The sequence below is a fragment of the Pseudomonas fuscovaginae SE-1 genome, from assembly GCF_000364705.1.
Taxonomy (GTDB): Bacteria; Pseudomonadota; Gammaproteobacteria; order Pseudomonadales; family Pseudomonadaceae; genus Aquipseudomonas; species Aquipseudomonas fuscovaginae_A.
In genome coordinates, this window is sequence record NZ_AQOH01000181.1 from 24,406 (window position 1) to 49,904 (window position 25,499).

Annotated in this window: 28 protein-coding genes and 2 pseudogenes; 8 read left to right on the forward strand and 22 right to left on the reverse strand. The window is 64.9% G+C overall.

Annotation, left to right across the window (positions count from 1 at the left end; translation table 11 throughout):
- Positions 1 to 1,029 carry an HNH endonuclease gene (locus K675_RS0116730; RefSeq protein WP_017904647.1) on the forward strand — a complete coding sequence of 343 codons (1,029 nt, stop codon included), beginning with the start codon at positions 1 to 3 and terminating at the stop codon, positions 1,027 to 1,029.
- Between the two features lie 4 nt (positions 1,030 to 1,033).
- Here K675_RS0116730 and K675_RS0116735 read toward each other — a convergent pair whose 3' ends face one another.
- The 6 genes from K675_RS0116735 to ribBA form a co-directional block, all read right to left on the reverse strand.
- Positions 1,034 to 1,660 (reverse strand): START domain-containing protein, encoded by a 627-nt coding sequence (locus tag K675_RS0116735; protein WP_017904648.1) that lies wholly within the window; start codon positions 1,658 to 1,660, stop codon positions 1,034 to 1,036.
- A gap of 155 nt (positions 1,661 to 1,815) precedes the next feature.
- Positions 1,816 to 2,970 (reverse strand): ABC transporter ATP-binding protein, encoded by a 1,155-nt coding sequence (locus K675_RS0116740; protein WP_017904649.1) that lies wholly within the window; start codon positions 2,968 to 2,970, stop codon positions 1,816 to 1,818.
- A gap of 19 nt (positions 2,971 to 2,989) precedes the next feature.
- Complete coding sequence (locus K675_RS0116745; protein ID WP_020481063.1) at positions 2,990 to 3,799, reverse strand: ABC transporter permease; 810 nt, start codon at positions 3,797 to 3,799, stop codon at positions 2,990 to 2,992.
- A gap of 6 nt (positions 3,800 to 3,805) precedes the next feature.
- Positions 3,806 to 4,750 carry an ABC transporter permease gene (locus tag K675_RS0116750; protein ID WP_017904651.1) on the reverse strand — a complete coding sequence of 315 codons (945 nt, stop codon included), beginning with the start codon at positions 4,748 to 4,750 and terminating at the stop codon, positions 3,806 to 3,808.
- Positions 4,747 to 5,772 carry a polyamine ABC transporter substrate-binding protein gene (locus K675_RS0116755; protein ID WP_017904652.1) on the reverse strand — a complete coding sequence of 342 codons (1,026 nt, stop codon included), beginning with the start codon at positions 5,770 to 5,772 and terminating at the stop codon, positions 4,747 to 4,749. The genes K675_RS0116750 and K675_RS0116755 overlap by 4 nt, the downstream gene beginning before the upstream one ends.
- 238 nt (positions 5,773 to 6,010) lie before the next feature.
- On the reverse strand, positions 6,011 to 7,120 hold the full coding sequence (gene ribBA / locus K675_RS0116760; RefSeq protein ID WP_017904653.1) for a bifunctional 3,4-dihydroxy-2-butanone-4-phosphate synthase/GTP cyclohydrolase II: 1,110 nt from the start codon (positions 7,118 to 7,120) through the stop codon (positions 6,011 to 6,013).
- Between the two features lie 74 nt (positions 7,121 to 7,194).
- On the opposite strand from ribBA, the gene K675_RS0116765 reads away from it, so the two are divergent.
- Positions 7,195 to 7,488: a DUF1330 domain-containing protein gene (locus K675_RS0116765; protein WP_017904654.1), complete on the forward strand. Its 294-nt coding sequence runs from the start codon at positions 7,195 to 7,197 to the stop codon at positions 7,486 to 7,488.
- Positions 7,489 to 7,690: 202 nt separating this feature from the next.
- Here the strand turns inward: K675_RS0116765 and K675_RS0116770 are convergent, their stop codons facing one another.
- The 7 genes from K675_RS0116770 to K675_RS0116800 all read right to left on the reverse strand — a co-directional run bounded on the left by K675_RS0116770 (position 7,691) and on the right by K675_RS0116800 (position 12,964).
- Positions 7,691 to 8,254: an NUDIX hydrolase gene (locus K675_RS0116770; RefSeq protein ID WP_017904655.1), complete on the reverse strand. Its 564-nt coding sequence runs from the start codon at positions 8,252 to 8,254 to the stop codon at positions 7,691 to 7,693.
- A 2-nt stretch (positions 8,255 to 8,256) separates the two neighbouring features.
- A complete protein-coding gene (locus K675_RS0116775; protein WP_017904656.1) occupies positions 8,257 to 9,009 on the reverse strand; it encodes a GntR family transcriptional regulator in 753 nt (250 codons plus the stop codon).
- A gap of 80 nt (positions 9,010 to 9,089) precedes the next feature.
- A complete protein-coding gene (locus K675_RS0116780; RefSeq protein WP_017904657.1) occupies positions 9,090 to 9,485 on the reverse strand; it encodes a carboxymuconolactone decarboxylase family protein in 396 nt (131 codons plus the stop codon).
- A gap of 58 nt (positions 9,486 to 9,543) precedes the next feature.
- The gene (locus K675_RS0116785) at positions 9,544 to 10,029 is read right to left on the reverse strand and encodes a flavin reductase family protein (RefSeq protein ID WP_017904658.1); all 486 of its coding nucleotides are present in this window, start codon (positions 10,027 to 10,029) and stop codon (positions 9,544 to 9,546) included.
- 12 nt (positions 10,030 to 10,041) lie between these two features.
- Positions 10,042 to 11,520, reverse strand: coding sequence for an aldehyde dehydrogenase (locus K675_RS0116790; protein ID WP_017904659.1), 1,479 nt, complete (start codon positions 11,518 to 11,520; stop codon positions 10,042 to 10,044).
- Complete coding sequence (locus K675_RS0116795; protein ID WP_017904660.1) at positions 11,517 to 12,347, reverse strand: alpha/beta fold hydrolase; 831 nt, start codon at positions 12,345 to 12,347, stop codon at positions 11,517 to 11,519. Before K675_RS0116795 ends, K675_RS0116790 begins: the two co-directional genes overlap by 4 nt.
- Positions 12,348 to 12,373: 26 nt before the next feature.
- Entirely contained in the window at positions 12,374 to 12,964 is a 591-nt protein-coding gene (locus K675_RS0116800) for an amino acid synthesis family protein (protein WP_017904661.1), read from the reverse strand.
- A gap of 219 nt (positions 12,965 to 13,183) precedes the next feature.
- Here K675_RS0116800 and K675_RS33055 point away from each other — a divergent pair, with 219 nt between their 5' ends.
- A complete protein-coding gene (locus K675_RS33055; protein WP_017904662.1) occupies positions 13,184 to 13,453 on the forward strand; it encodes a hypothetical protein in 270 nt (89 codons plus the stop codon).
- Here the strand turns inward: K675_RS33055 and K675_RS33665 are convergent.
- The gene (locus K675_RS33665; RefSeq protein ID WP_080635362.1) at positions 13,365 to 13,643 is read right to left on the reverse strand and encodes a hypothetical protein; all 279 of its coding nucleotides are present in this window, start codon (positions 13,641 to 13,643) and stop codon (positions 13,365 to 13,367) included. The two genes, K675_RS33055 and K675_RS33665, sit on opposite strands and share 89 nt — an antisense overlap.
- 206 nt (positions 13,644 to 13,849) lie before the next feature.
- Between K675_RS33665 and K675_RS0116810 the strand changes: the two genes are divergently transcribed.
- Positions 13,850 to 15,106 carry a 3-phosphoshikimate 1-carboxyvinyltransferase gene (locus K675_RS0116810; protein WP_017904663.1) on the forward strand — a complete coding sequence of 419 codons (1,257 nt, stop codon included), beginning with the start codon at positions 13,850 to 13,852 and terminating at the stop codon, positions 15,104 to 15,106.
- Between the two features lie 12 nt (positions 15,107 to 15,118).
- Here K675_RS0116810 and K675_RS0116815 read toward each other — a convergent pair whose 3' ends face one another.
- Positions 15,119 to 15,769, reverse strand: a complete 651-nt coding sequence (locus tag K675_RS0116815) for an HAD-IA family hydrolase (RefSeq protein ID WP_017904664.1) — start codon at positions 15,767 to 15,769, stop codon at positions 15,119 to 15,121.
- Between the two features lie 179 nt (positions 15,770 to 15,948).
- On the opposite strand from K675_RS0116815, the gene K675_RS33060 reads away from it, so the two are divergent.
- From K675_RS33060 to K675_RS0116835, 4 genes are all read left to right on the forward strand, one after another.
- On the forward strand, positions 15,949 to 16,092 hold the full coding sequence (locus K675_RS33060; protein WP_017904665.1) for a hypothetical protein: 144 nt from the start codon (positions 15,949 to 15,951) through the stop codon (positions 16,090 to 16,092).
- Positions 16,093 to 16,182: 90 nt separating this feature from the next.
- Entirely contained in the window at positions 16,183 to 16,365 is a 183-nt protein-coding gene (locus K675_RS33065) for a hypothetical protein (RefSeq protein ID WP_157383952.1), read from the forward strand.
- 193 nt (positions 16,366 to 16,558) lie between these two features.
- The gene (locus K675_RS0116830; protein ID WP_017904667.1) at positions 16,559 to 16,858 is read left to right on the forward strand and encodes a putative quinol monooxygenase; all 300 of its coding nucleotides are present in this window, start codon (positions 16,559 to 16,561) and stop codon (positions 16,856 to 16,858) included.
- A 44-nt stretch (positions 16,859 to 16,902) separates the two neighbouring features.
- The gene (locus K675_RS0116835) at positions 16,903 to 17,733 is read left to right on the forward strand and encodes an NADPH-dependent oxidoreductase (RefSeq protein WP_017904668.1); all 831 of its coding nucleotides are present in this window, start codon (positions 16,903 to 16,905) and stop codon (positions 17,731 to 17,733) included.
- A gap of 22 nt (positions 17,734 to 17,755) precedes the next feature.
- Here K675_RS0116835 and K675_RS33670 read toward each other — a convergent pair.
- The 7 genes and pseudogenes from K675_RS33670 to K675_RS0116875 all read right to left on the reverse strand — a co-directional run.
- Positions 17,756 to 18,010, reverse strand: a pseudogene (locus tag K675_RS33670) (hypothetical protein); the annotation flags it as partial.
- A 185-nt stretch (positions 18,011 to 18,195) separates the two neighbouring features.
- A complete protein-coding gene (locus tag K675_RS0116845) occupies positions 18,196 to 18,543 on the reverse strand; it encodes a DUF2493 domain-containing protein (protein ID WP_017904670.1) in 348 nt (115 codons plus the stop codon).
- Positions 18,531 to 20,249 (reverse strand): Na/Pi cotransporter family protein, encoded by a 1,719-nt coding sequence (locus K675_RS0116850; RefSeq protein WP_026145270.1) that lies wholly within the window; start codon positions 20,247 to 20,249, stop codon positions 18,531 to 18,533. Before K675_RS0116850 ends, K675_RS0116845 begins: the two co-directional genes overlap by 13 nt.
- A gap of 307 nt (positions 20,250 to 20,556) precedes the next feature.
- Positions 20,557 to 23,283 (reverse strand): magnesium-translocating P-type ATPase, encoded by a 2,727-nt coding sequence (gene mgtA, locus K675_RS0116860; RefSeq protein ID WP_026145271.1) that lies wholly within the window; start codon positions 23,281 to 23,283, stop codon positions 20,557 to 20,559.
- A gap of 447 nt (positions 23,284 to 23,730) precedes the next feature.
- Positions 23,731 to 24,027 (reverse strand): hypothetical protein, encoded by a 297-nt coding sequence (locus K675_RS30900; protein ID WP_051070755.1) that lies wholly within the window; start codon positions 24,025 to 24,027, stop codon positions 23,731 to 23,733.
- A 363-nt stretch (positions 24,028 to 24,390) separates the two neighbouring features.
- On the reverse strand, positions 24,391 to 25,239 hold the full coding sequence (locus K675_RS0116870) for an urea carboxylase-associated family protein (protein ID WP_017904674.1): 849 nt from the start codon (positions 25,237 to 25,239) through the stop codon (positions 24,391 to 24,393).
- Between the two features lie 16 nt (positions 25,240 to 25,255).
- Positions 25,256 to 25,491 (reverse strand): annotated as a pseudogene (locus K675_RS0116875) (GntR family transcriptional regulator); the annotation flags it as partial.
- Positions 25,492 to 25,499: the final 8 nt, after the last annotated feature.

The following is a 25,499-nucleotide window of genomic DNA, read 5'->3' on the forward strand; positions in this document are numbered from 1 at the left end:
ATGCGTGCCGTCAGTCGCGATAGCGTTCCGGTGCCCGATGCCATGTCGGGAGAAGAATCACCGGCGAAAAAGGAGCTGCAGAAACTCCAGGATTACTTCAAGGCGCCAAAGGGGGCGTTACCGACCTTTGCCGTCTACAAATCCGACAGCGTGAAGAAACAGCTGCATGAGTTGTTCCACGGCAAGTGCGCCTACTGCGAGAGCTTCTACTACGGCAGTGCGCCGGTGGATATCGAGCACTATCGGCCCAAGGGCCGTGTCTACGAAGAGCCGGACCATCCCGGTTACTGGTGGATCGCCATGGACTGGGAAAACCTGTTGCCCAGCTGCATTCACTGCAACCGGCGCAGTGGGCAGGTAACGCCGACGTTATCGGCGAGCCTGGTCCGCCTGGTCAATGAAGACAAGGCGTTCAGCCGCTCTCGGGTGCTTCAGACCGGCAAGCAGGACAGCTTTCCCATCCTCGGTCAGCGGGCTGTGGTGGGAGCCTCGGATTTTTCCGCTGAACAGGCATTGCTGCTGGATCCGTGCCGGGACCAGCCTGAAGAGCATCTGCGGTTTCATGTCGACAGCGACAACCTGATTGGTCTGGTCCTGCCCAAGCCCCATGACAGTGGCGGGTTGACCCTGAGTGCCGGCGTGGCGGGCGTCAGGCCGGAGTTGCGCGGGGTGATCGAGCAGGCGCTGGCGGATGGGTTGAGCCTGCGAGGGGCGGTATCGATCCATGTCTACGGCCTGAACCGGCTCGGTCTGGTACAGGAGCGCACACGGGTACTGCGCCAGTTGGAGTTCCTGGAAATGCTGGCGGTGGAAATGGGGCTGATGGCCCAGGAGCTGGAGCCTGCCGGGCAGGCCGAGGGGGTCGAGAGTGAGGCGGCGCGGGCGCGCAGCGAGCGTATTGCCAGGCGACTGCGGTTTCTCCAGGAGCAGATACTGGGGGAGATCAAGACCATGGCCCGGCCCGAGGCGCCTTACTCGGCGATGGTCCGGGAGTGGCTGGAGGGGTTCAAGGAGCGCTTGCGTCGCTGAGGCCTCAGGGCGTATCCCGTACACCCTGGCGCTGCGCCACCGCCCGCAATGTCTTGAGGCTGACCATCGGCGCGTCGACCACGAACCGGTTGGCCAGCCAGGACGGAATGTCACCCGCCGGCTCGGCCTGCAACTGGTAGGTCACTTCGGTCTCGCCGTCAGCCTTGGGCCGCATCTGCCACAGGCCGCTCAACTGGCGCACGCGAATCAGGCCAGTGACTGGCGGCAGGTAGTCGGGTGTCGCCTCCAGGCGGCGCACCAGGCTGCCGTCGTCGCCCTGTTCGGTGTGCACATGCAACACCATGTCCCGTGGTGCGGCGGGCCAGGGCAGGTCGGTGGTGAGGTAGACCCAGGTGTCGTCGCCGTCGTTCTTCAGCAGGCGCATCTCGGCACAGGCATACAGCCATTTGCAGGCGACCCTGAGGTTTTCCTGCAGGTCGCGCAGAGTGGAGACGTCGGCCTTGATATCGGCCACGCCGCGAAAGCTCTGGTAGCGTGAACCCGGCACCTGCGTCAGGTAGACCTTGATGCCGTCTTCCTCATGGGCCAGCCTCCAGTTTTCCGCCGCGGCCAGGGTGGTCGCACCCAGGCAGGCCGTTGTCAGGGCGATCACGGATAACAGGGTTTTCATTCGCAGCCTCCGCAGACACCCGACGGTATGTTCAGGTCTGCCAGATATAACACGCGAACGCGAAGTTTATTCGATGGCTTTGCGCGGTTGTGCTTCGGGAGGGGGACACCTGTCGTCGCGAGCTGCGGGCGACGACAGGTGGGTGGGGCGGGGTATCAGTGGCTGCCTGCTGCCTTGTTCAGGTCGCTTTCCTGCCACTCGGTGTAGACGCAGGCATCGGCGGTGGCCCAGCGCACGACGACCGAGTCACCGGCCTTGAGCGGCATGCCGGTGGCGGACAGGGCCTTGACGGTCATCGCCGTGCCGCCCTGGGTGACGACACTGCAGGTCTGGCTTTCACCGAGGAACAGCACCTCGCCGACGGTCGCCTTGACCTGGTTCCAGCCGGCGGCCAGGGGCTCGTTGGCGGCCTGTTCGAGGCTCAGGGCCAGGGCCTTTTCCGGGCGTACCATCAGCAGGATGTCCTGGTCGTTGTGCAGGCCCGAGGTCAGTCGGATCGACAGCGCCTGGCCCTCGAAACTGGCGGCCCCGTTGCCCTGGGCCTTGAGCCGCAGGAAGTTGGAGTTGCCCAGGAACGAGGCGACGAAGGCGTTCGGCGGGTTCTGGTAGAGGTCGTAGCCGCTGCCCAGGCCGACGATCCTGCCGTGGCTGAAGATGGCGATGCGCTGGGACAGGCGCATGGCTTCTTCCTGGTCATGGGTCACGTAGACGATGGTGATGCCCAGGCGCCGATGCAGTTGGCGCAGTTCGTCCTGCAGGTCTTCGCGCAGCTTCTTGTCCAGCGCGCCGAGCGGTTCGTCCATCAGCAGGATGCGCGGTTCGTAGACCAGGGCGCGGGCGATCGCCACGCGCTGCTGCTGGCCGCCGGACAGTTGCGCGGGGCGGCGATGAGCAAACTTGTCCAGCTGGACCAGCTTGAGCATGGCGTCGACGCGCTTGTCCCGTTCGGCGGCATCCAGCTTGCGGATGGCCAGGGGGAAGGCAATGTTGTCGCGCACCGAGAGGTGCGGGAACAGCGAGTAGCGCTGGAACACCATGCCGATGTCGCGCTTGTGCGGCGGCACGTTGACCAGCGACTTGCCCTCGACCAGGATTTCCCCGGAGCTGGGGCTCTCGAAGCCGGCCAGCATCGACAGGGTGGTGCTCTTGCCCGAGCCGCTGGAGCCGAGGAAGGTCAGGAACTCGCCGTCCTTGATGTCCAGCGAGATATTGTCCACCGCGGCGAAGTCGCCGTAGTGCTTGTTCAGGTTGCGCAGGCTGACCAGGGTGCGGTCGTTCTGTTGTGCGGAATCTTTGATCACGGCACTCATCTTGTCTACTCCTGGGCGCTCAGGCGCTGAGTTCATTGCGCCGACGCAGGGCGGCGGCTATCACCATCACCAACACCGACAGGCCGATCAGCAGCGTCGAAGCGACGGCGATCACCGGAGTCAGGTCCTGGCGCAGGGTGGTCCACATTTTCACGGGCAGGGTCTGCAGGGTCGGGCTGGCCATCATCACGCTCAGCACCACCTCGTCCCACGACACCAGGAAGGCGAACAGGGCACCGGCGACCATGCCGGGGCGGATGGCCGGGAAGGTCACCTTGAACACCGCCTGCAGGCGCGAGGCGCCACAGATCACCGCGGCATCCTCGATCGACTGGTCGAACAGTTTCAGGGAGTTGATGATCGAGATGATGGTGAAGGGCAGGGCGACGATCACGTGGCTGACCACGAAGGCGAACATCGTGCCGGTGTAGCCGAGCTTGAGGAACAGCGCATAGACCGCCACGGCGATGATCACCAGCGGCACGATCATCGGCAGGGTGAACAGCCCGTAGAGCATTTCACGACCGGGGAAGCGCCCGCGCACCAGGGCGAAGGCGGTCGGCAGGCCCAGCGCGACGGCGCAGACGGTGGTCAGCACGGCGACCTTGAGGCTGGCCAGGGCAGCGCTCATCCACTCCGGGTTGGAGAAGAACTGGCCGTACCATTTCAGGGTCCAGCCCGGTGGTGGGAACACCAGCCACTGCGAGGAACCGAACGACAGCAGGACGATGAACACGATCGGCAGCAACAGGAACAGCGCGATCAGTCCGGTGGTGAGGTAGAGGCCCAGGCGCATGCGCCGGCTCATGGCATTCGGGGTCAGGAGCATGGCGGCTTACCTCGCATTGCTCGCGCCGACCGGGGATTCCGGCTGGAGCTTCAGGTAGAAGTAGAACAGCACCAGGGTGATCAGGATCAGCAGGGCGGCGCCGGCGCTGGCCAGGCCCCAGTTGAGGAACGATTGCACCTGTTGAATGATGAACTCCGGCAGCATCATGTTCTGCGCGCCGCCCAGCAGGGCCGGCGTGACGTAGTAACCCAGGGACATCACGAACACCATCAGCGCGCCGGAAAACAGTCCCGGACGGCACAGTGGCAGGAAGACCCGGAAGAAGTTGGTCCACGGGCTTGCACCACAGATGGAACCGGCCTGCAGGATCATCGGGTCGATGGCCTGCATGGTCGCCTGCAGGGGCAGGACGATGAACGGAATCATGATGTAGCTCATGCCGATCACCACGCCGGTCAGGTTGTGCACCATCTCCAGCGGTTGGTCGATGATCCCCAGGCCCATCAGCAGCTTGTTGATCACACCCGAGGCCTGCAGCAGCACCAGCCAGGAGTAGGTGCGCGCCAGCAGGCTGGTCCACATCGACAGCAGGACGATATTGAGCAGCCAGCGGCCCCAGCCCCGTGGTACCAGGGTGATCGCCCAGGCCAGCGGGAAGCCCAGCAGCAGGCTGAACAGCGTGACCAGGCCGGCCACCGAGAAGGTGTTGAGCAGCACCCGTGCATACGCCGAGTTGGCGAACAGTTGCTGGTAGTTCTCAAGCCCCGGGCTAGGCTCCAGCACGCCGCGCAGCAGCAGGCCGATCAGCGGTGCGAGAAAGAACACGCCCAGGAACAGCAGGGCGGGTGCCAGGTTGCCGGCGCCTTTCCAGCGGCGGGCCAGGGAGGGAGAGTTGTTCATGACAGCCGCCTTGCCGGGGGCCGAGCCGGCGGCGCCGCTGGCGCCTCCGGTCGGTTGGGAGGAATGGGACGCCGTGGCGGCCATTTTCATTTGACCAGCCATTCGTTCCACCGTGTCGCGATAGCCGGGCCGTTCTTGGCCCAGTAGGCGAAGTCAAGGGTGATCTGGTCCTTGGCATAGGCGGTCGGCAGGTTGGGAGCCAGCACGGAGTCCAGGCGCGGCACGCTGTCGACGTTGACCGGCGCGTAGGCGGTCAGGTTGGAGAAGTCGGCCTGGCCCTTGGCGCTGCTGGCGTTGGCCAGGAACTTCATGGCCGCGGCCTTGTTCTTCGTGCCCTTCGGTACCACCAGGATGTCGGCCATGACCAGGTTCTGTTTCCAGCTCACGCCCACCGGCGCGCCGTCCTGCTGCAGGGCATAGACGCGACCGTTCCAGAACTGGCCGAGGCTGGCTTCGCCGGAGGCCAGCAGTTGCTGGGACTGGGCGCCGCCGCCCCACCAGACGATGTCTTTCTTGATGGTGTCGAGTTTCTTGAAGGCACGGTCCAGGTCCAGCGGGTAGAGCTTGTCGGCGGGAACGCCGTCAGCCAGCAGGGCCAGTTCGAGCACACCAGGGCTTGGCCATTTGTAGAGGGCGCGCTTGCCGGGGTAGGTCTTGGTGTCGAACAGGGCGGTCCAGTCCTGGGGCTTGCTGCCGGCGAGCTTGCCCTCGTTGTAGCCGAGTACGAAGGAGAAGAAGAACGAACCGACACCGTGGTCGGAAACGAAGCGCGGGTCGATCTTGTCGCGCTGGATCACGCTGAAATCGAGGGGTTCGAGCAGGCCTTCGCTGGCGGCGCGCAGGGCGAAGTCGGCTTCGACGTCGACCACGTCCCATTGCACGTTGCCGCTTTCGACCATGGCCTTGAGCTTGCCGTAGTCGGTCGGGCCGTCCTGGACGACGGTGATGCCGCTGGCCTTGCTGAACGGGTCGGCCCATGCCTGCTTCTGCGCGTCCTGGGTGCTACCACCCCAACTGACGAAGTTGACGCTTTCGGCGGCCATCGCGGCCTGGCTGCCCATGCTCAGCAAGCCTGCCAGCAATACAGCGGTCGTACCTTTTTTCAACACCATTTTCACGCCCTCATTGTTGTGTTTTTGAGCGGGCTATCGATGCCCGCCTATCGGGAGCAGCTGGTTCTTCAATGCCTTTGCAGGCGGTCTTGGCAAGGCTAGTCGCCTGTCTCGTTCTTGGCCGGTTTCCTGGATGAGTTTGTTCGGTCTACGGGATATCATATTATGGTATTCCAAACTTTCTGCAAGCACTTTGCCTTACCGGTTATCCGGCCAACACGGTTTTTCTCCCTCGCGGCTACTGGGTGAAGGGAATGCTCTCGACCACTTCGAGGTTGTAGCCGGTCAAGCCCGCGTATTTCAGCGGTGGGCCCAGGTGGCGCAGCTTGCCGATACCGAGGTCTTGCAGGATCTGTGCCCCGGTACCGACCTCGGAGTAGATCCGCGATTGTGAGCGGCTGTACTGGCGCGGTGGCTGGGTCAGTTGCGGAATCCGCTCGAGCAGGGCCTGGGACGATTCATGGTTGGCCAGGACCACGACGACGCCGCGACCTTCCTCGGCGACCCGTTGCAGGGCGGCCCACAGCGTCCAGTTGCTCGGCCCGTGGTACTCGGCGCCGACCAGGTCGCGCAGCGGGTCGATGACGTGCACCCGCACCAGCGTCGGCTCGTCGCGGCGGATATCGCCCATGACCATGGCCATGTGCACGCCACCTTCGATCCGGTCTTCGTAGCTCACCAGGCGGAAGGTGCCGTGCACGGTTGGCAGCTCGCGCTCGCCGATGCGCGCCACGGTGTGCTCGGTGCTCAGGCGATAGTGGATGAGGTCGGCGATGGTGCCGATCTTGATCCCGTGCTTGCGGGCGAACACTTCCAGGTCCGGACGGCGGGCCATGGTGCCGTCGTCGTTCATCACCTCGACGATCACCGAGGCGGGGGTGAAGCCGGCCAGGCGTGCCAGGTCGCAACCGGCTTCGGTGTGTCCGGCGCGGGTCAGCACGCCGCCTTCGCGGGCGCGCAGGGGGAAGATGTGGCCGGGCTGCACCAGGTCGTCGGCGCAGGCGTTGGCCGCTACGGCGGCCGCCACGGTGCGCGCGCGATCGGCGGCGGAGATGCCGGTGGTGACCCCGGTGGCGGCCTCGATGGAGACGGTGAAGGCGGTGCTGAAGACGCTGCCGTTGCTCGGCACCATCTGCTCCAGGCCCAGGCGCTGGCAGTGCTCGTCGGTCAAGGTCAGGCAGATCAGCCCCCGGGCCTCGCGGGCCATGAAGCTGATGGCCTGGGCGTCGCAACGGTCGGCGGCGAGCAGCAGGTCGCCTTCGTTCTCGCGGTCTTCATCGTCCACCAGCAGGACCATCTTGCCCTGGCGGTAGTCTTCGATTATTTCTTCGATGCTGTTAAAGGCCATGTTGGATTCCCGGCGTGTGTGGCAGTATTTTGTGGTATACCATAATACAAAATAAACAAACAATGAGGTCGACAATGAAGGCTTACTGGATCGCTCATGTGGAAGTCACCGACCCTGAGCAATACACCGAGTACACCCGCCGCGCGCCGGCGGCCTTTGCTCAGTATGGTGGACGTTTCCTGGCCCGGGGCGGGCGTTCGCAGGCCGTGGAAGGGCGGCAGACGCCGCAGCGCAGCGTGGTGATCGAGTTCGACTCCTACGACCAGGCGCTGGCCTGTTACCACTCGGACTTGTACCAGGAGGCCAAGGGGCACCGCGCGGGTGTGGCGAAGGCTGAAATCATCATCGTCGAGGGCATGGCGCCCTGATGTGACATTTCGCGGGGGAATGGCCGCCTGCGGCGGTTCGCTGCATCACCCGGGCGGACGCGGAGCGTCCTGGGAGACGTTCCCACGGGGACCGTGGGAACGATCGGAATACAAGGGGCCAGCGGATGATCGTTCCCACGCTCTGCGTGGGAATGCAGCCGTGACGCTCTGCGTCACCCGGGCGGACCCGAAACACAAGGCCTCAGCGGATGAAGTGGACCTTGCCGGTGTCGTCATTGCCGACATACAGGCCATAGACTCCGGCCTGCCGTTCCTCGATGTAGCGCTCGAGAATCTGACGGATCGCCGGGTAGTAGATGCAGTCCCAGGGGATTTCGTCGGGTGTGAAGAAGCGGTAGTCCAGGGTCTCCGGACCGTACTGGTCGGTGATCTCCAGGGCGATGGCGCGGAAGATGATGTACACCTCGCTGATCTTCGGCACGCTGAAGATCGAATACGGCGAAATGATTTCCGCGCGCACGCCACTTTCTTCCCAGACCTCGCGCAGCGCCGCCTGTTCGGTGGTCTCGCCGCTTTCCATGAAGCCGGCCGGCAGGGTCCAGGTACCGGGGCGAGGGGGGATCGCCCGCTGGCACAGCAGGTAGCGACCATCGCGCTCGATGATGCAGCCGGCGATGATCTTCGGATTGACGTAGTGGATGTAGCCGCAGCCCCGGCACATCAGGCGCTCATGGGTATCGCCCGCAGGCACCTGGCGAGCGAGGTCACCGGCACCGCATTGCGGACAGAAGCGCGGGGCGGCCATGTTCAGATACCTATGCGAGGTTCTTTGACAGCGATCGGGGCGACGATTTCCGGAATCGGGCCGGACTCGTCCTGCTTGCGTTGCAGGTATTCCATCGCCACCTTGGCGGCGGCGCGGACATGGTCCACGGAAGCCTGGTGCGCGGCCAGCGGGTCGCCGCTCTTGATCGCCTCGACGATGCGTTCCATTTCCTTGTTGCTGGCGCCGCGACGGTTTTCCTGGGAGACCGAGGTGGCCCGCAGGTAGCTGATGCGCGCCTGCAGCTGGCGCAGTTGGGTGGCGGCGGCGTGGTTGCCCGAGCCTTCGAGCAGCACGTCGTAGAAGCCCTGCACCGAATCGAGCACCTGCTGCAGCTCGCCGTCCTTGAGGGCCTTGCGGTTCTCCTCCAGGGCCTTTTCCAGGGCCTTGATGTCCTTGGCCTTGGCGCGCAGGGTGAACAGCTGGACGATCAGGCTTTCCAGTGCGCAACGCAGTTCGTAGATGTCCCGGGCGTCAGCAAGGGTGATGATGGCCACGCTCGGGCCCTTGGCGTCGGCGAACGCCACCAGGCCTTCGGACTCCAGGTGGCGCAGGGCTTCACGCACGGAGGTACGGCTGACGCCCAGGCGATCACACAGATCGCGCTCGACCAGACGGTCTCCCGGCAGCAGCTGGAAGTTCATGATGGCGCTTCGCAACTTGTCCAGCACGATTTCGCGCAGGGTAACGGGGTTGCGATTGACCTTGAAGTTGTCGTCGAGTGGCAGGCGTTTCATCGGTTGCGCTCTGAGTCGGGTCGTCCGGAGCACGGGAACAGGGGGATAGGGCCTGCTACGCCGTACCGGACAGCCATCGGTTAACTGGAGGAACCTGCTTCGGCGTCGGCCTCGGCAAAGGCTTCGCGGGCCAGCCGGAAACTGTCCACGGCCGCGGGGACACCGCAATAAATACCGACTTGAAGCAGGATTTCGCGTATTTGTTCACGACTGAGGCCGTTACGCAAGGCGCCACGGACATGCAGCTTGAGTTCGTGGGGGCGGTTGAGGGCCGAAATCATCGCCAAGTTTATCATGCTGCGCTCCTTGAGCGATAAGCCCTCGCGGCCCCAGACGTGGCCCCAGCAGTATTCGGTGACCAGTTCCTGCAGCGGCCGGTTGAAGTCGTCGGCATTCTGGATGGACTTCCGCACATAGGCTTCGCCCAGTACCTGGGTACGGATCTGCAGGCCCTGCTGGTACTTCTCGTTGCTCATTTCGCGTCCTCGAAAAAAGGGTCGTGCGCGAGAGGCCGGCGCACGACCGAAACAGCCGTCAGGCCAGGCTCGGCAGCGCGCCCAGCTTGCCCTTGTGATAGATCATCGGGGTGACCGGCTCCTGCGGCAGGATCAGGTTCTTCACCGCGCCGACGATGATCGCGTGGTCGCCGCCGTCGTACTCGCGCCACAGTTCGCACTCGATGATCGCCGTGGCCTTGGCCAGCAGCGGGTTGCCCAGTTCGCTCAGGTGCCAGTCGATGCCCTTGGCCTTGTCCTTGCCCTTGCCGGCGAACGCATAGGCCTCGGCGGTCTGCTCGGCGGACAGCAGGTGAATCGCGAACTGCTTGCTGTCACGCAGGATGGGATAGGTGTCCGAAGCATAGTTGGGGCAGAACAGCACCAGCGCCGGATCGATCGACAGCGCGCTGAAGGCGCTGGCGGTGATGCCGACGATACCGCCGTCGGCGTCGAGGGCGGTGACCACCGTGACGCCGGAGGGGAAGGAGCCCATGACTTCTTTGTAGATACCGGGTTCGATCATTTCATCTGTCTCCTAGCGCATCACGAAGGGGTCGGGCATCGGTGCCTGCGAGAGGTTGATCCAGACCGTTTTCAGCTCGGTGTAGGCCAGTACCGAGTCGATCCCGCTCTCGCGGCCGTAGCCGCTGTTCTTGAAGCCGCCGATCGGCGCCATGGCCGACACGGCGCGGTAGGTGTTGACCCAGATGATGCCCGAGCGCACGTCCCGGGCCAGGCGATGGGCACGGCCCAGGTCGCGGGTCCAGATGCCGGCGGCGAGGCCGAACTGCGAGTCGTTGGCGATGGCCAGCGCTTCGGCCTCGTCCTTGAAGCGGATCACCGAGGCGACCGGGCCGAAGACTTCTTCCTGCATGATCTTCATCGAGTTGCGGTCGCACTCGAACAGGGTCGGTTCGTAGAACCAGCCGCCACCGATGTCCGGACGCTTGCCGCCGGTACGCAGGCGTGCGCCTTCGGCCAGGGCGTCGGCGACCAGGCCTTCGACCACGGCCAGTTGCTGGGCCGTGGCCATCGGGCCCATCTCGCTGGTTTCATCCTGCGGATTGCCGATGCGGATGCGCTGGGCGCGGGCGATCAGGCGCTCGACGAACTCGTCGTAGATCTCGTCCTGCACCAGCAGGCGCGAGCCGGAGACGCAGCTCTGGCCGGAGGCGGCGTAGATCCCGGCGACAGCGCCGTTGATCGCACTGTCGAGGTCGGCGTCGGCGAAGATGATGTTCGGCGACTTGCCGCCCAGTTCCAGGGACAGCTTGGCGAAGTTTTCGGCGCTGCTGCGTACCACGTGGCGCGCGGTGGCCGCGCCACCGGTGAAGGCGATCTTGCGCACCAGCGGATGGCGGGTGAGGGCGGCGCCGGTGCTCGGGCCGTAGCCGGTGACGACGTTGACCACGCCGGGCGGAATACCGGCCTCGAGCGCCAGGCGGGCCAGTTCGAGAATGGTCGCCGAGGCGTGTTCGGACGGTTTGATCACGATGGTGTTGCCCGCCGCCAGGGCCGGCGCCAGCTTGATCGCGGTCAGGTACAGCGGGCTGTTCCACGGAATGATCGCGGCGACCACGCCGATCGGCTCGTGCACGGTGTAGGCGAACAGGTCCGGCTTGTCCAGCGGCAGGGTACCGCCTTCGAGCTTGTCGGCCAGGCCGGCGGTGTAGTGGAAAAATTCGGGTAGGTAGCTGACCTGGCCGCGGGTCTCGCGGATCAGCTTGCCGTTGTCGCGGCTCTCCAGCTGGGCCAGTTGTTCCTTGTTCTCGGCGATCAGGTCGCCCAGGCGACGCAGCAGCTTGCCCCGCGCGGTGGCGCTCAGGCCGCGCCAGGCCGGGTTGTCGAAGGCCGCCTGGGCGGCCTGGACGGCGCGCTCGACATCGGCTTCGTCGGCATCGGGCAGTTGCGCCCAGGGCTCGGCCAGGGCCGGGTTGAGGCTGTCGAAGGTCTTGCCGGACAGGGCGTCGACCCATTCGCCGCCGATGCACATCTGAAAGCGTGCGAGTGTCATGCAACGATCCCCTTTATGGTTTGTTGGACGTAGGTGGTTGCAAGGAAGTCCAGGAGCACCTGGTTGACCAGGCGTGGCGATTCCACCGGCATCATATGCCGTTGCTCGGGGAGCACGGCAACCTGTGCCCCGGGAATCCGCTCGGCCAGTTGCCGGGCCATCAGCGGGGTCGAACCGGGGTCCAGTTCGCCGGTGGCGACCAGCGTCGGTACCTGGATGGTGTTCAGGTCGTCGGCGCGGTACATGTCCTGGGTGGCGAACAGTTTGTAGGTGGTCAGGTAGCCCTGCGGGTCATTGCTGGCCAGCACCTGGCGGATCGCGGCGATCTGCGCCGGATTGGCGGCCTGGTACTCGCGGCTGAACCAGCGCGACAGGGCCGCCTCGGCATTGGCATCCGGGCCGTGTTCGGCGGCCTGGCTGGTGCGGGCGATGACGCCCTCGCGCTGTTCGGCGCTGCGGTTGAAGACGCTGTTGAGCACCACCAGGCTTTGCAGCCGTTGCGGATAGTGCAGGGCGAAGGCCCTGGCGACCAGCCCGCCCATGGAGAAGCCGATGACGCAGGCGGTGGGCAGTTGCAGGTGGTCGAGCAGCTCGCGCAACTGATCGGCATACCCGAGCAGCCCGCAGTCGGGGTCCGGGCGCGGGCTGGCGCCGTGCCCGAGCATGTCGTAGGCAATCACCCGGTAGTGCGGCGCGAGACCGACGATCTGGCCGCCCCACATTTCTTTATTCAGCCCGACCCCGTGGATCAGGACTACGGGTTGGCCTTCGCCGGTCGCCAGGTAACTGGTGCCGGCCGGGGTGCGTTCAGCGGTATGCCGAATCATGGAGCGCTCCTGCCTTTCTTATTTGATTACTGGGCTTTCTCGGCGGCCAGTTCTTCCAGGTCGATGTAGCGGTTGCCGATGCGCGGGTGCAGGCGACCACCGTCGGCGCAACCCAGGACCACGACGATTTCGTCGGCACGTGGCGCGTCTTCGATCTGCATTTCCAGGGTGATGTAGTGCGAGCGCAGTCCTTCGTCGTCCTTGTGCATCATCGGAATCTGGATCGAGGTGCCCGGGCCGCCGCGCTTGTTGGTGAAGCTCAGGTAGCTCTTGGCCTTGACCGCTTCGCGGTAGTGGTTGCCGAAGCGCAGGGTGTGGATCACCGCCGAAGCGTGTTCGATCTCGCCGTCGGCACCGACCACGGCGGCCTTGCCGTAGGCCTCGATCTTCTCGGCACCGCCGATGGCCTTGACCAGGCGTTCGACCATCAGGGCGCCCAGGTCGGAGCAGTTGGCACGGATTTCAGGTTTCAGGTCTTCGACGAACCCACGGCCCAGCCAGGGGTTCTTGATCACGACCGCCAGGCCGACCATGGTCACCGGCTTGTCGGTGGCCTTGCCGCCCTCGATGAAGGTTTCCTCGATGTAGCTGACGATCTTGCGGATTTCGAAACTCATAAGGGGCTCCTCGGTTGTGTGTCGTCTGTTGGTATGATGGTATACCATAATATTGACTGTGCAAGCCCCTTGGACGAGTTTGTGTTGCACAAGGATGACCGAAGGTCGGAATGACGGGCCGGCGGCTCGTGCCTGAAGGCTTTCGGCGGGAGTTGTCGCCCAGGCGTGTTTCCAGATGGTGCCTGGCATGGCTCAGCGCCGAGGTGCTGAGCCCAGCTCATGCGCCGCCTGGGAACCGACTACATCGGCCTGTTCGAGCGGGCGATCGACAGCCAAGTCCTGCCGTGTACCTGCCAGCATGGGGTGCTTGGCCTGGCGTTGCGCTGGGTGCTGGACCAGGGGGCGGCCGATCGGCTTGCCGGCGATCCTTCGGCCATCGTCGGCAAGCCCTGGCAGGCCATCAGCGGCAACTGGCTGCTGTCACCTTGCAGGTACCCGGCGTTCCGCCCGATTCGGCGGCGTAGCGCCGGCAGTTGTCCAGGGACTTGACGCTGGCGGTCTTCACGTTCGGCCCCCAGGCCAACCCCCCGACACCCGTTGTCGGCACCGACTTGGCGTAGCAGGGATAGCCGTTGACCGGCGTCTGGTGCCCCGAGCAGCCGGCGATCATCGAAAGACCACAGGCCAGCAGGAACAGGCGGGGCAGGGAAAGAGGGTTTTGTCGGTGGTATCCGGTCATGGCACGTTCGTTTGCGAAAAAGGTGTCGGCCTTATTGTCCGGTGTTGTCGATCAAGCGCAAGACCCACGGGCCAGGCAATCGCACTTGTCCTGCAGGGCCTGCTCGACAGAAACGGATGATCCGCCGGGCCCATTAGTGGCATCATGGCGGACTGTCGAGGCGCACGAGCCTGTGCGCGTACCTTTCGAGCCTGGAGAGTTGATCAATGGCTGTGCAGCAAACCCTCACCGTGATCCCGCCGAACGCGTCCCTGAACGGCAAGGTGACGCCACCCGGTTCGAAGTCGATCACCAACCGGGCCCTGTTGCTCGCCGCTCTGGCCAAAGGCACCAGCCGCCTGTCCGGCGCGCTGAAAAGCGACGATACCCGCCACATGTCCAATGCCCTGCGGCAGATGGGCGTGACCATCAGCGAACCCGACGACACCACCTTCGTGGTCACCGGCAGCGGCCAGTTGCAGGTGCCGGAGCAGCCGCTGTTCCTGGGCAATGCCGGGACCGCGGTACGCTTTCTGACCGCGGCGGTGAGCACCGTCAACGGCACCGTGGTACTCGATGGCGACCACTACATGCAGAAGCGTCCGATCGGCCCGCTGCTCGACGCGCTGAGCCGCGCTGGCCTGGATGTCGCAAGCCCCACCGGTTGCCCACCGGTGACCGTGCGTGGCCAAGGTCGCGTGCAGGCGCGGCGTTTCGAGATCGATGGTGGCCTGTCGAGCCAATACGTGTCGGCCCTGCTGATGCTGGCGGCCTGCGGTGAGGAACCCGTGGATGTGGCGCTGACCGGCAAGGACATCGGTGCCCGCGGTTATGTCGACCTGACGCTGGCCTGCATGCGCGCCTTCGGTGCCCGGGTCGAGGCAGTCGACGAGACCACCTGGCGGGTCGCGGCCACCGGCTACACCGCCTGCGACTATCAGGTCGAGCCGGATGCGTCGGCCGCCACCTACCTGTGGGCGGCCGAAGCGTTGACCGAGGGGCGTATCGACCTGGGCGTGGCCGGTGAGGATTTCACTCAGCCGGATGCCAAGGCGCTGGACGTGATCCAGCAGTTCCCCGACATGCCGGCGGTGATCAATGGTTCGCAGATGCAGGACGCGATCCCGACCCTGGCCGTGCTGGCAGCGTTCAACCGCACGCCGGTGCGTTTCGTCGAGCTGGCGAACCTGCGGGTCAAGGAGTGCGATCGGGTCCAGGCGCTGCATGACGGGCTGAACGAAATCCGCGCCGGGCTGGCGGCGGTGGAGGGCGACGATCTGCTGGTGGCGGCCGATCCGGCGTTGGCCGGTACCCACTGCAACGCGTTGATCGATACCCATTCCGACCACCGCATCGCCATGTGCTTTGCCCTGGCCGGGCTGAAGGTCTCCGGTATCCGCATCCAGGACCCGGATTGCGTGGCCAAGACCTATCCGGACTACTGGAAGGCCCTGGCTTCGCTGGGTGTGCAGTACGCTTCGTAAACCCTCGATCGATCAGACCTGGACCAGCGCCAGGCCCTGATCGTTGCTGTCGACTGTCACCCGGCTGTAGTCGCGCAGTTTCGGGTGCGGTGTCTCCAGCGGATGACCATGGGTCGCGGTGATCACCGTTACCGGAATGCCAGCCGCTTGCGCCGCGTCGATGCCGGCCGGCGCATCTTCGAAAATCAGACACTGCGACGGCTCGACGCCCAGTCGCCGGGCGGCCAGCAGGTAGCCGTCCGGTGCCGGTTTGCCGCGGCTGACGTCCTCGGCGGTGATCACCAGCTCCGGCAGGGCGATGCCCGCGGCGGCCATGCGGCTTTCCGCCAGGGCGCGGGGCGCTGAAGTCACCACGGCCCAGCGATGGGCGGGCAGGGCGGCGAGAAACGCCAGTGCGCCCTCGATAGCGACCACGCCTTCGACGTCGTCGATCTCGGCCTGGGAAATGGCCTCGGCCTCACGCTCCGGGTCGATGCCGGGCAGGTTCTGTCGGCGGATGGTGTCGATGCAGCGTACACCATGGATGGTCTGCAGGAAGGCGGGTACATCCAGGCCATGCCGGCGCGCCCAGTTGCTCCAGACGCGCTCGGCGGCGGCGATGGAGTTGAGCAGCGTCCCGTCCATATCGAACAGAAACGCCGCGAAGCGCTGACCTTCAAACATGCCGTGTCCTCCTTTGGCTAAAAAAACATGCTAACACGCACAACTTCTGTAGGAGCCGGCTTGCTGGCGATCGCTATGCATCAGCCCGCAAAGAATCGACTGACCCGCCGCTGTCGCCAGCAAGCGGCGCGCCGCCCGGCCGTCTCCCGCACCGGTACGGTATTCAGCATGAGGTCGTCGTGTTTATTCACGTCGGCGCAGCGCTCGCCGGGGCCAAGTACGCTGGATGTCGCGGGGCCAGCCATGCGGTCTACGGGTCGCATCCCAGGGTGGTCGCGGCACTGATCGAACAGGCGGCCCGGCACGCCCTGGACGGCCAGTAACTGGCCAATGGCCCAGTTGCTACACTGAGGATTCCACGCCCGGACCGTCCGGGCGGTCGATGCGAGGTGTGTATGGATACTCAGCCTGCTGTGACCGGTTCGCTTTCGCGGTATCCCCTGAGGGCGATGCCCTGGCGCGAGGTGCCGGTGCCCGAGGAGGACGACGTCACCGAGGAGGATATGGACGATGAGCCACCACCACAAACCTGGAAGCATCCCGATGATGGCAAGGAGATGCCGGAGCGCGACCGGGAAATACCGCTCAAGCCCTGACAGTGCCCGCTGATCCGGTCGTTGCCCGCCTGTCCGGCGGGCAACGGTTGCTGTGCGCATTGTGCGCAGAGCGCCCGGAATCTGTCCGGGAGTGGCGATGCAGAGCCTTTCGCCCTTGATGAGCGGCGGCTGAGGGATCATCATCGTCGTCCCGCGTGCTTTTGCACCCCGTTCCCACTCAGGTGAAGATTCCATGAACCATGCCATTCGTGTCGTTGCCATTCTTCAAGCCAAGCCGGGCAAGGCCGCCGAGCTGGAGGCCGTCTTGAGGGCCGCCGTGGTGCCCTCGCGTGCCGAGGCCGGTTGCCGTGAGTACACGCTGCATGTCGATCGCGACAACAACGGGCGTTTCGTCTTCGTCGAGCGCTGGATCGACATGGCGGCGATCGAGCATCACCGCGAAACCGAACACTATCGGGCCATGGGGATCGCGGCCGCCGATCTGGTCCAGGACAAGCAGGTCCTGCTGCTGAACGAGGTCCCTGGACAGTAGTACCGCCGCGCAGGGACGCGTCCATTTCCCTTTCGAGATTGACCATGAACGTGCTGACTTCTTCTCTTGATGCCCTGTGGCAGGCGCGTTACGGCCTGCCGCCGTCCGAGGCGGACCTGCCACACAATGCGGTACTGCAAAGCCTGCTGGAACACCGCTCGGTCCGGGCCTTCCTGCCCGATGCGCTGCCTGCCGGAGCACTGGAGGCCGGGGTGGCCGCAGCCCAGTCGGCGTCCACTTCGTCCAACCTGCAGGTGTGGAGCGTTATCGCGATCCGGGACCCGGCGCGCCGTGCGCGCTTTGCCGAGCTGTCCGGAGGCCAGCGGCATATCGAGCAGGCGCCGTTGTTCCTGGCCTGGGTGCTCGACCTGTCGCGCCTGCGGCGCCTGGGGGATGCCCGGGAGCAGGCCACCGACGGCCTCGACTACCTGGAGACCTTTGTCGTGGGCAGTGTCGACACCGCGCTGGCCGCGCAGAACGCCGCCGTAGCCTTCGAGTCGCTGGGGCTGGGTATCGTCTACATCGGTGGCATGCGCAACCATCCGGAAATCGTCGCCGAGGAACTGGGCCTGCCGGCTGGCAGCCTGGTGCTGTTCGGCATGTGCGTCGGCCATCCCGATCCGGCCTTGCCGGCGACGGTCAAGCCGCGCCTGCCGCAGAGCGTGGTATTGCATCACGATCGTTATGGCGCGACCGATGAACTGCAGCAGTGCCGTGCCTACGATGAGCAGATGCGGCAGGCGCAGAGCCGCCAGGGACGGGCGGTGCAGCCCTGGTCCGAGGCGGTGGTGCAGCGTGTGGCGGGGCCTGCTTCGCTCAGTGGCCGTGACCGGCTGCGTGAGGTGGTCGCGGCGCTGGGGTTCGAGCTGCGCTAGGGCGATCCGGTCCGATCCCCGATCAGAACCGCAAGGTAGCCCCCGTGGTGAACCAGTGATCCTGGTCGCCATTCAACTGTCCGCCCGCCACCAGGTCGATGTCGAGCTTCTGGCCGATGTGCAGGCGGGGGCCCGCTTGCCAGCCCTGGTCGCCGCCTTCCTGGCCGAAACGCTCGGCCACCAGGGTCAGTGCCGGTGCCAGGTCGTATTCCATGCCGGTGCCCCAGGTCAGCCGGTGCTTCTGCTCGCCGTCGTCGACGACATAGGCGCCGCCGGCGGCATGGGCCTTGGCGTAGATCGACAGCAGGGCGAAGGTGCCCAGGGTCGCGCCGAGGAACACCAGGGTACCGCGCAGGGTACGTCGTCGGGCGCGTGGCAGGGCCTGGTAGAGAGAGGCGTGGGTAGTGGTGTGCAACGAGCGCTCGGTCCGGGGTTGAGAATGCTTGTGCATGAGGGGCTCGCTCAATCGTCGATCGAAAGGGTTTCAATGCCGCTGGCCCTGGCCTGGGCCACCAGCTCTTCGGTGTCGCTGCCGCCAGGGAAGGCGATCACCCGGTCCGGTCCGCTGTCCTGCAGCATGAAGCGGTTGCGGCGGCGTTCGGCCTGCTTGCCGTAGTGTTGCCAGTTGGAGGGGTAGCGCACGATGTGGACGCCGGTTTCCCGGGCCCAGTCCTCGAGGGTGCTGCCCAGGTGCTGGTTGCCGCCATGCACCAGCACCGTGAGCGGGTGCTGTGCGTGGCAGGCCTCCAACACCTGGCGGCACAGGGCGGCGTTCATGTAGTAGCGGCCGGCACAGATCAGGACGCGCATGGAAGGTCATCCTTGTCGTTCGGGCGCCGTTCGCCATCCCGGACCAGCGTTGGGCCGGGTGTCTCCGGCGTTTCGTCCAGCCCCGGGAAGTGCTCGCCGGCCCGCTCCAGCACCGGATAGGCCAGCGCGGCGATGTGGTGGTGGACCCGTCGATAATCGCGCAGCACCCGTTGGAAGATGTCCCCGGACTCGGCCCAGGCGCTCTTGTCGGCGCTGAGCTTGCGAAAGTGCTCGCGACTGGCTCTGGCCTCCAGCCGGCGGATCGCGGCCTTGCGCGCGACCAGATGATGGGCGCTGGCAATGTCCTCGCGCAGGAACACGGTGATGGCCAGGCTCAGGCTTTCCAGCAGCTCGTCGTGCAGGCGATGGATATGCCCCAGCTCGAACGCCGAGAAGGTCTCGCCACGCCGACGGCGACGTGCGGCCAACTGCGCCAGGCTGCTGGCGAGGATATCGCCGGCGTGCTCCAGGTTGATCACGAACATGAGGATCTCCTGGGCGCGATCGGCGTCCTCGTCGCACAGGCCATCCTGGCCGATGTCCGCGAGGTAGGCGCGGATGGCGGCGCTGAGCAGGTCCAGCGACTGGTCCAACTGCCGGATCTGTTCGGGGCTGGCCTGGGCCGGGTTTTCGAACAGCCTGAGCATCTGGCTGAACATCACCGACAGCATGTCGGCCAGGCGCAGGGCTTCGCGCACCGCGTTGGACAGGCCGATGTTGGCCACTTGCAGCCCGGCTTCGTCGAGGTACTGCGGCATGCCCGGATCGGCGGCAGGCTCGGGCGCCGGCAGCCAGCGGGTCAGCAGCCTGGCCATGGGGTCGACCAGCCCCAGGAAGCCCAGGCCCAGCAGCAGGTTGAAGGCGGTGTGCAGGTATACCGCCTGGCGGTCCGCGGCGAGCCCCGAGGCCTCCAGCAACGGGCCCAGCCATGACACGCAGGGCAGCACCAGCAGGGCCCCGAACAGCCGTACTGCCAGATTGCCCAGCGGCAGACGCCGGGCCACCGTGGTACTGGCGCTCATCACCGGAGGCAGAGCGCCACCGATGTTCGCGCCCAGCACCAGGGCCAGGGTCGTGACCGGCGACATCATGCCGGTGCCGGCCAGTGAGGCGATCAGCAGGATCACCGCGACGCTGGAATGGCAGATCCAGGTCAGCAGGGCGGCGACCAGCAGCGCGATCAGGATATCGCCCTGCAGGCCTTGCATCACGGCATGAAAGACCGAGGTGTTTTCCATCTGGCCGAGCACGCCGCCCAGCAGGTTCAGGGCCAGCAGCATCAGCCCCAGGCCGATCAGCGCGCAGCCGATGCTCTCATGGCGCGAGTCATCGCGCAGGCGGAACACCACGAAACCGACCAGCAGGACGATGGGGATCGCCAGCGAGGTGTTGAAGCTCAGCAACTGCGCGACCAGTGTCGAGCCGATGTTGGCGCCGAGCATCACCGCGAGTGCCGGCGCGAGGCTCAGGGTGCCGGCGGCGGTGAATGAGGTCGCCATCAGGCTGACCGCCGTGCTGCTTTGCAGGATGGCGGTCAGGCCGATGCCCGAGAGCAGGGCTTTCCAGCGCTTGTCCAGGTTGCGGCCCAGGCCGTTGCGCAGTTGGGTGCCGAAACCGCGCAGCAGGGCGGTGGAAACCATTTGGGTGCCCCACAGCAACAGGGCGATGGTGCCGGCGAGTTTGATCAACAGAGTGGTTCCAGACATGAGGGGTCTCCCTGTGCTGGTGTATTACTTCCTGGGTGGGCGTAGCAGCCTCACCGAGGCACGACTGATGGTGCTGGACAACGCCAGCAGGTAACGCATCTCGATACTCGTCAGGCGCGCGCGGCCATCCTCCAGCCGGGTGGCGCCCGGGCTGGCGCTATCGCCAGCAAGCCGGCTCCCACAGCGTCACGTCATGCACAAATGGACTGGATGCCGTGGGAGCAGGGTTTGTCGGATCGCCGTGAATAGGCCCGCAAGGCTTGCGAGCCTCCCACAGGTAAGGCGCGGTGACGCGCTCAGGCGCTCGTCAGAACCACTGCCTGAAGCGGCGGATGTAGAACGTCTTCATGGTCTGGGCCAGCACGCAGTAGGTCAGCAGGGTGCCCACCAGCCACGGGAAGTAGCTCATCGGCAGGGGGACCAGGCCGACCATGGCACCCAGTGGCGAGAACGGCAGGTAGAGGCCGATGGCGACCGCCAGGCACGTCATGACGATGATCGGCAGTGCCGCGGTGCTCTGGAAGAACGGGATCTTCCGGGTCCGCAGCATGTGCACGACCAGCGTCTGCGACAGCAGCCCCTCGACGAACCAGCCGGACTGGAACAGCGCCTGCGTCTCCACGCTGTTGGCGGCGAACACGTACCACATCAGGGCAAAGGTGGTGATGTCGAAGATCGACGAGGTCGGTCCGATCCACAGCATGAAGCGGCCGATGTTCTTCGCATCCCACTTGCGCGGCTTGCGCAGGAACTCCTTGTCCATCCTGTCCCACGGCAGGGCCAACTGCGAGATGTCGTAGATCAGGTTTTGCAACAGCAGGTGGATCGACAGCATCGGCAGGAACGGAATGAACGCACTGGCCACCAGCACCGAGAACACATTGCCGAAGTTGGAACTGGCGGTCATGTTCAGGTACTTCATGATGTTGCCGAAGGTCTCCCGGCCCTTGAGCACACCTTCCTCGAGCACCATCAGGCTCTTTTCCAGGAGGATGATGTCGGCCGACTCCTTGGCGATGTCCGTGCCGCTGTCCACCGAGATACCGACGTCGGCATCGCGCAGCGCCGGAGCATCGTTGATGCCGTCGCCGAGAAAGCCCACGGTGTGCCCGTTGGATTGCAGGGCCTTGAGCACCCGCGACTTTTGCAGCGGCGTCAGCTTGGCGAAGACCGTGCGTTCCTCGACCCGCAACTTGAGCGTGGCCTCGTCCATGTGCTCGATGTCCTGGCCGAGCAGCGGCAGGCCTGGCTCCAGTCCGACCTCACGGCAGATCTTGCAGGTGACCACCGCGTTGTCGCCGGTCAGCACCTTGACCGCCACGCCGATGTCGCGCAGGGCGGCAATCGCCGGCCCCGCGGTTTCCTTGGGTGGATCGAGGAAGGTCAGGAAGCCGCGAATCACCAGCTCGCGTTCATCGGCAGTCTTGTACTGGGCCTTGGCCTGGTCCTCGGGGATGTCGCGGGTAGCCACCAGCAGGACGCGGAAACCGTCCTTGTTGTAGTCGTTGGCCAACGCCAGCAGCGCCTGGCGGCGTCGTTCGTCGAGCGCCACCACTTCTTTGCCCTCCATCACGTGGCTGGAGATGGCGAGCATTTCCTCGACCGCGCCCTTGCAGACCAGCAGGTGGTCGCCGAGGTTGTCCTTGACGATGATCGACAGGCGCCGGCGAACGAAGTCGAACGGCAGTTCATCGACCTTGTCGTAGGCGAGGGGCTCCTGGAACTTGGGGTTCTGCCGAGAGAACTGCAGTACCGCCTGGTCCATCAGGTTCTTCATGCCGCTCTGGTGGTAGCTGTTCAGCCAGGCCAGGCCCAGTACCGCGTCGTCGCGCTGGCCATGGGTGTCGACATGATGCTCCAGGATGATCTTGTCCTGGGTCAGGGTGCCGGTCTTGTCGGTGCACAGCACGTCCATCGAACCGAAGTTCTGGATTGCGTTGAGACGCTTGACCACCACCTTGCGCCGGGCCATGGCGACCGCGCCCTTGGCCAGGTTGGCGCTGACGATCATCGGCAGCATTTCCGGGGTCAGGCCAACCGCCACGGCCAGTGCGAAGAGCAGGGCATCGCCCCAGTCACCCTTGGAAAAGCCATTGAGCAGAAACACCACCGGCACCATCACCAGCATGAAGCGGATCAGCAGCCAGCTGACGCTGTTCACCCCGCGATCGAAGGCGGTCTGCACCCGCGAGCCGACGATAGCCTTGGCCAGTGAGCCGAAGTACGTGCGTGGGCCGGTGGCAACCACCACGGCCTTGGCGGTGCCGCTGACCACGTTGGTCCCCATGAAGCAGATGTTCTGCAGGTCGAGGAGGTTGCCCGGGTCGGACGCCGCTCGGGTGGCGGACTTCTGTGCGACATCGCCGAGGGTGTCGTACTTTTCCACCGGCAGCGCTTCGCCGGTCAGCACGGCCTGGCTGATGAACAGGTCACGGGATTCGATCAGGCGAATATCCGCCGGGATCATGTCGCCGGCCGACAGATGCACGATGTCACCGGCCACCAGTTCGCGCATCGGCACTTCACGCAGGGTGGGCTGGCTGCCCATCTGCTCGCGCCGCAGCACCGTGGCGGTGGTACGCACCATGGCCTTGAGGGCTTCGGCGGACCTGGCCGAACGATACTCCTGCCAGAAGCGCAGGCCGCTGCTGAGGGTGACCATGGTCATGATGATGATGACCTTGGTCAGGTCGCCTTCCTCGCCGGCACTTTCGGCCAGCCAGAAGTCGGTGAAGAAGCTGATACCGGCGAGTATCAGCAGGACGTAGATGAACGGGTTGTTCAGCGCGTGGAGGAACTGGACCAGTGCGCGAGCTGGCTTGTCGTGGGCGACCTCATTGTAGCCTTCGCGTTGCAGGCGGCCTTCGGCGTCCAGTTCGGTGAGGCCGTCGCGGCTGGCGCCGACGTTGTCCAGGGTGGTGGCCAGATCCTGCTGCGATTCGCGGGCAGCGCGCATCGACAGCCGAGGGGTGTCCTTGCCGTTCCGCGGTGGGTTGTGGAGGTGTTGCCGTGGTCGAGTCTTGACGTTGCTCATGGGATGCCCCTGTCACATGTTCGCGACTAGTGGCCTGTGTGGCTGATTCGCATACCCAACTCCGGGTCCATGGCTTCGCCAGGCTGCGTTGCCATTCCTCGCCGTAGCCCTGCTACGACTCGTCATGGCGCCTTGTCTGGCAAACCCCTGGCCCCGAATTTGAGTATTCGAATTAACCGTACAGGCCACTCGGCATATGCGGCTCACCGAATGAGCGGCGAGCGAATACCTGCCGAGTCGCGAACGTGCGATCGATTCGAATATGGGTGTTGGGGGGTATTTAACGTTCGCTGCCCGTCCATGGGAAAACAACGGGCAGCGAACCGACTACTGGCTTCGTCCATAATAATTTTCTCGATGTTCATTAATTAACGGGCAAAGAAATCCCGTGCACTTTAAAGTTGCGAAAGTGCATGTTTTAAAGTTGTTTTCGCTGACGCCGGATAATCAGGCGGCGCGAGTCTCGACAGCGCTTTCCAGGGTTTCACTCACGTGCCGTGAGCGTTGCGCGGGTGCGCAACTCTGTGGGTCCTGGCTGTCATCGAAACGCCAGCGTTGCTGCAGCCGGCCGGTGGTCGGGCAGATGCGCCAGCCGATGGCCGCACGGGGCAAGGCCTGGGTGCTGGAAGAGGGAATGGCGAACAGGGCGCTGGGCCGCTGAGCAGTGGGCTCGCGGGACAGCTTGACGCGCATGCTGGAAGCAAAGGCGCGAACGCCTGGCATTACGGAGGATTTGAAAGTCATAACACACCTCGCGACCGGACTGGCGCCGGCAGAGGCGAGTTACGTGGGAGCACTAGGCCCTGGCGCAGCTCACCCGACTGTGCGTCGAGTCCCGTCATTGTTTGGATTAAGCGCCCGATGAACCGCGCTCGCGGTGATCGGACTGCGTCTGGATACTGTGTCCATTGGGTTCTTTTTAAAGTTGAAAAAGGGCCTGTTTCGCAGGCAGGGGGAATTTACTTAGCAAGGCGTATCAAGTCAATTAAAAATAAGCTGCTTTTTTACATATAAGCTGAATGGCAGCTGAAGTACCAGACAATTGGATTTGAAGTTGTTTCCCGGTCGGGTGGGGAGCCCGCCGTCATGGCGGGCTCCCGCAGCCGTCTACTCCCAATCGGCCTTGCCGATCGCCAGTCCATGCAAGCCGTTGTAGCTGGCGCGCTCTGGCGATTGCCAGCCTTCGAGCAGGCTGTCTTCCAATTGATAGACCTCGACGCCCAGCGGCCGGCACACGGACAGCGGGTCCTGGGCATCCGGCCCCCACATCGGCAGCGACAGGTCTCCACCCGGGCAGGTCGACAGGGCGCAGAGCACGTCGATCTCGGCGAAGAACTCCAGGTAGTCGCCCTTCTTCGCCGGGCAGGCTTTCATGAAGTACATGTCGTCATGGTTCAGGCCGGTGCACTGGAAGATGTTCAGCACGTCATGCACGTCGAACTCGGTCAGCCCATGAGGCAGTACCGCGCGGGTCAGGTTGGAGTGGCAGTGGTGGTGGAAGTCCTCGCCGGTGAGCATCTTGTTGACGTAGGGGTCGCAGCGGGTGCCGAGCAGGTCGTGCAGGCGTCCGCCGTGTTCGTCGATGCCGTAGTCGGCCAGGCTGTCGTCGGTGATGGTCACCAGCGGCCGCAGGAACGGCAGGTTCGACCAGAGACGGTCGTAGGTGGTTACGTGGGCGCCCTGCAACTGGCGGGTGCGGGCGGCCCACAGGCGCTCACGTGGGTCGTTGGCGTTCCAGATGTTGAAGTCGCCGACCTGCGGGCCGACCGGGGCGGTGACGCGGAACACGTGGCCGGCCGGGACTTTCCAGGCGCGACCGGTGCGGATCGGCACCTCGAAGGATTCGACCAGGGTGCGGGCGTTCTGGCGTTCGCGAATGCGGTCGTAGAATGGCTTGTCGACTTGCAGAGCCGAGCCCTTGCTGACCTGGTAGGCGGCGGGGTAATCCTTGTACATGGGTAAGTCTCCGGTTTCAGGAACGGGGTGGGTGGTTGAACAGATCGAACAGCGCGTGCTCGGAATCGTCCAGGTAACGGGTCATGGCTGGCCGTCGGCGAGCAGGTCGTGGATCTGCCGGTCGCGCTCCAGCCCGGGGCGCTGGAAGTTCTCTTCGTCCGGCGCCACGGCGAACACCCGGCGCATCTGCGCGGCGATGTTGGTGAAGAAGGCGTCGAGCAGGGGGCTGCGCAACAGCCCGATGATGTCCTCGCGCACCT

Excerpts from the sequence above, each read along its gene's own strand:
- K675_RS0116730 (WP_017904647.1), top strand. The coding sequence starts at position 1 with ATGCGTGCCGTCAGTCGCGATAGCGTTCCGGTGCCCGATGCCATGTCG.
- K675_RS0116735 (WP_017904648.1), bottom strand. The coding sequence starts at position 1,660 with ATGAAAACCCTGTTATCCGTGATCGCCCTGACAACGGCCTGCCTGGGT.
- K675_RS0116740 (WP_017904649.1), bottom strand. The coding sequence starts at position 2,970 with ATGAGTGCCGTGATCAAAGATTCCGCACAACAGAACGACCGCACCCTG.
- K675_RS0116745 (WP_020481063.1), bottom strand. The coding sequence starts at position 3,799 with ATGCTCCTGACCCCGAATGCCATGAGCCGGCGCATGCGCCTGGGCCTC.
- K675_RS0116750 (WP_017904651.1), bottom strand. The coding sequence starts at position 4,750 with ATGAAAATGGCCGCCACGGCGTCCCATTCCTCCCAACCGACCGGAGGC.
- K675_RS0116755 (WP_017904652.1), bottom strand. The coding sequence starts at position 5,772 with ATGGTGTTGAAAAAAGGTACGACCGCTGTATTGCTGGCAGGCTTGCTG.
- ribBA (WP_017904653.1), bottom strand. The coding sequence starts at position 7,120 with ATGGCCTTTAACAGCATCGAAGAAATAATCGAAGACTACCGCCAGGGC.
- K675_RS0116765 (WP_017904654.1), top strand. The coding sequence starts at position 7,195 with ATGAAGGCTTACTGGATCGCTCATGTGGAAGTCACCGACCCTGAGCAA.
- K675_RS0116770 (WP_017904655.1), bottom strand. The coding sequence starts at position 8,254 with ATGGCCGCCCCGCGCTTCTGTCCGCAATGCGGTGCCGGTGACCTCGCT.
- K675_RS0116775 (WP_017904656.1), bottom strand. The coding sequence starts at position 9,009 with ATGAAACGCCTGCCACTCGACGACAACTTCAAGGTCAATCGCAACCCC.
- K675_RS0116780 (WP_017904657.1), bottom strand. The coding sequence starts at position 9,485 with ATGAGCAACGAGAAGTACCAGCAGGGCCTGCAGATCCGTACCCAGGTA.
- K675_RS0116785 (WP_017904658.1), bottom strand. The coding sequence starts at position 10,029 with ATGATCGAACCCGGTATCTACAAAGAAGTCATGGGCTCCTTCCCCTCC.
- K675_RS0116790 (WP_017904659.1), bottom strand. The coding sequence starts at position 11,520 with ATGACACTCGCACGCTTTCAGATGTGCATCGGCGGCGAATGGGTCGAC.
- K675_RS0116795 (WP_017904660.1), bottom strand. The coding sequence starts at position 12,347 with ATGATTCGGCATACCGCTGAACGCACCCCGGCCGGCACCAGTTACCTG.
- K675_RS0116800 (WP_017904661.1), bottom strand. The coding sequence starts at position 12,964 with ATGAGTTTCGAAATCCGCAAGATCGTCAGCTACATCGAGGAAACCTTC.
- K675_RS33055 (WP_017904662.1), top strand. The coding sequence starts at position 13,184 with ATGCGCCGCCTGGGAACCGACTACATCGGCCTGTTCGAGCGGGCGATC.
- K675_RS33665 (WP_080635362.1), bottom strand. The coding sequence starts at position 13,643 with ATGACCGGATACCACCGACAAAACCCTCTTTCCCTGCCCCGCCTGTTC.
- K675_RS0116810 (WP_017904663.1), top strand. The coding sequence starts at position 13,850 with ATGGCTGTGCAGCAAACCCTCACCGTGATCCCGCCGAACGCGTCCCTG.
- K675_RS0116815 (WP_017904664.1), bottom strand. The coding sequence starts at position 15,769 with ATGTTTGAAGGTCAGCGCTTCGCGGCGTTTCTGTTCGATATGGACGGG.
- K675_RS0116830 (WP_017904667.1), top strand. The coding sequence starts at position 16,559 with ATGAACCATGCCATTCGTGTCGTTGCCATTCTTCAAGCCAAGCCGGGC.
- K675_RS0116835 (WP_017904668.1), top strand. The coding sequence starts at position 16,903 with ATGAACGTGCTGACTTCTTCTCTTGATGCCCTGTGGCAGGCGCGTTAC.
- K675_RS0116845 (WP_017904670.1), bottom strand. The coding sequence starts at position 18,543 with ATGCGCGTCCTGATCTGTGCCGGCCGCTACTACATGAACGCCGCCCTG.
- K675_RS0116850 (WP_026145270.1), bottom strand. The coding sequence starts at position 20,249 with ATGTCTGGAACCACTCTGTTGATCAAACTCGCCGGCACCATCGCCCTG.
- mgtA (WP_026145271.1), bottom strand. The coding sequence starts at position 23,283 with ATGAGCAACGTCAAGACTCGACCACGGCAACACCTCCACAACCCACCG.
- K675_RS30900 (WP_051070755.1), bottom strand. The coding sequence starts at position 24,027 with ATGACTTTCAAATCCTCCGTAATGCCAGGCGTTCGCGCCTTTGCTTCC.
- K675_RS0116870 (WP_017904674.1), bottom strand. The coding sequence starts at position 25,239 with ATGTACAAGGATTACCCCGCCGCCTACCAGGTCAGCAAGGGCTCGGCT.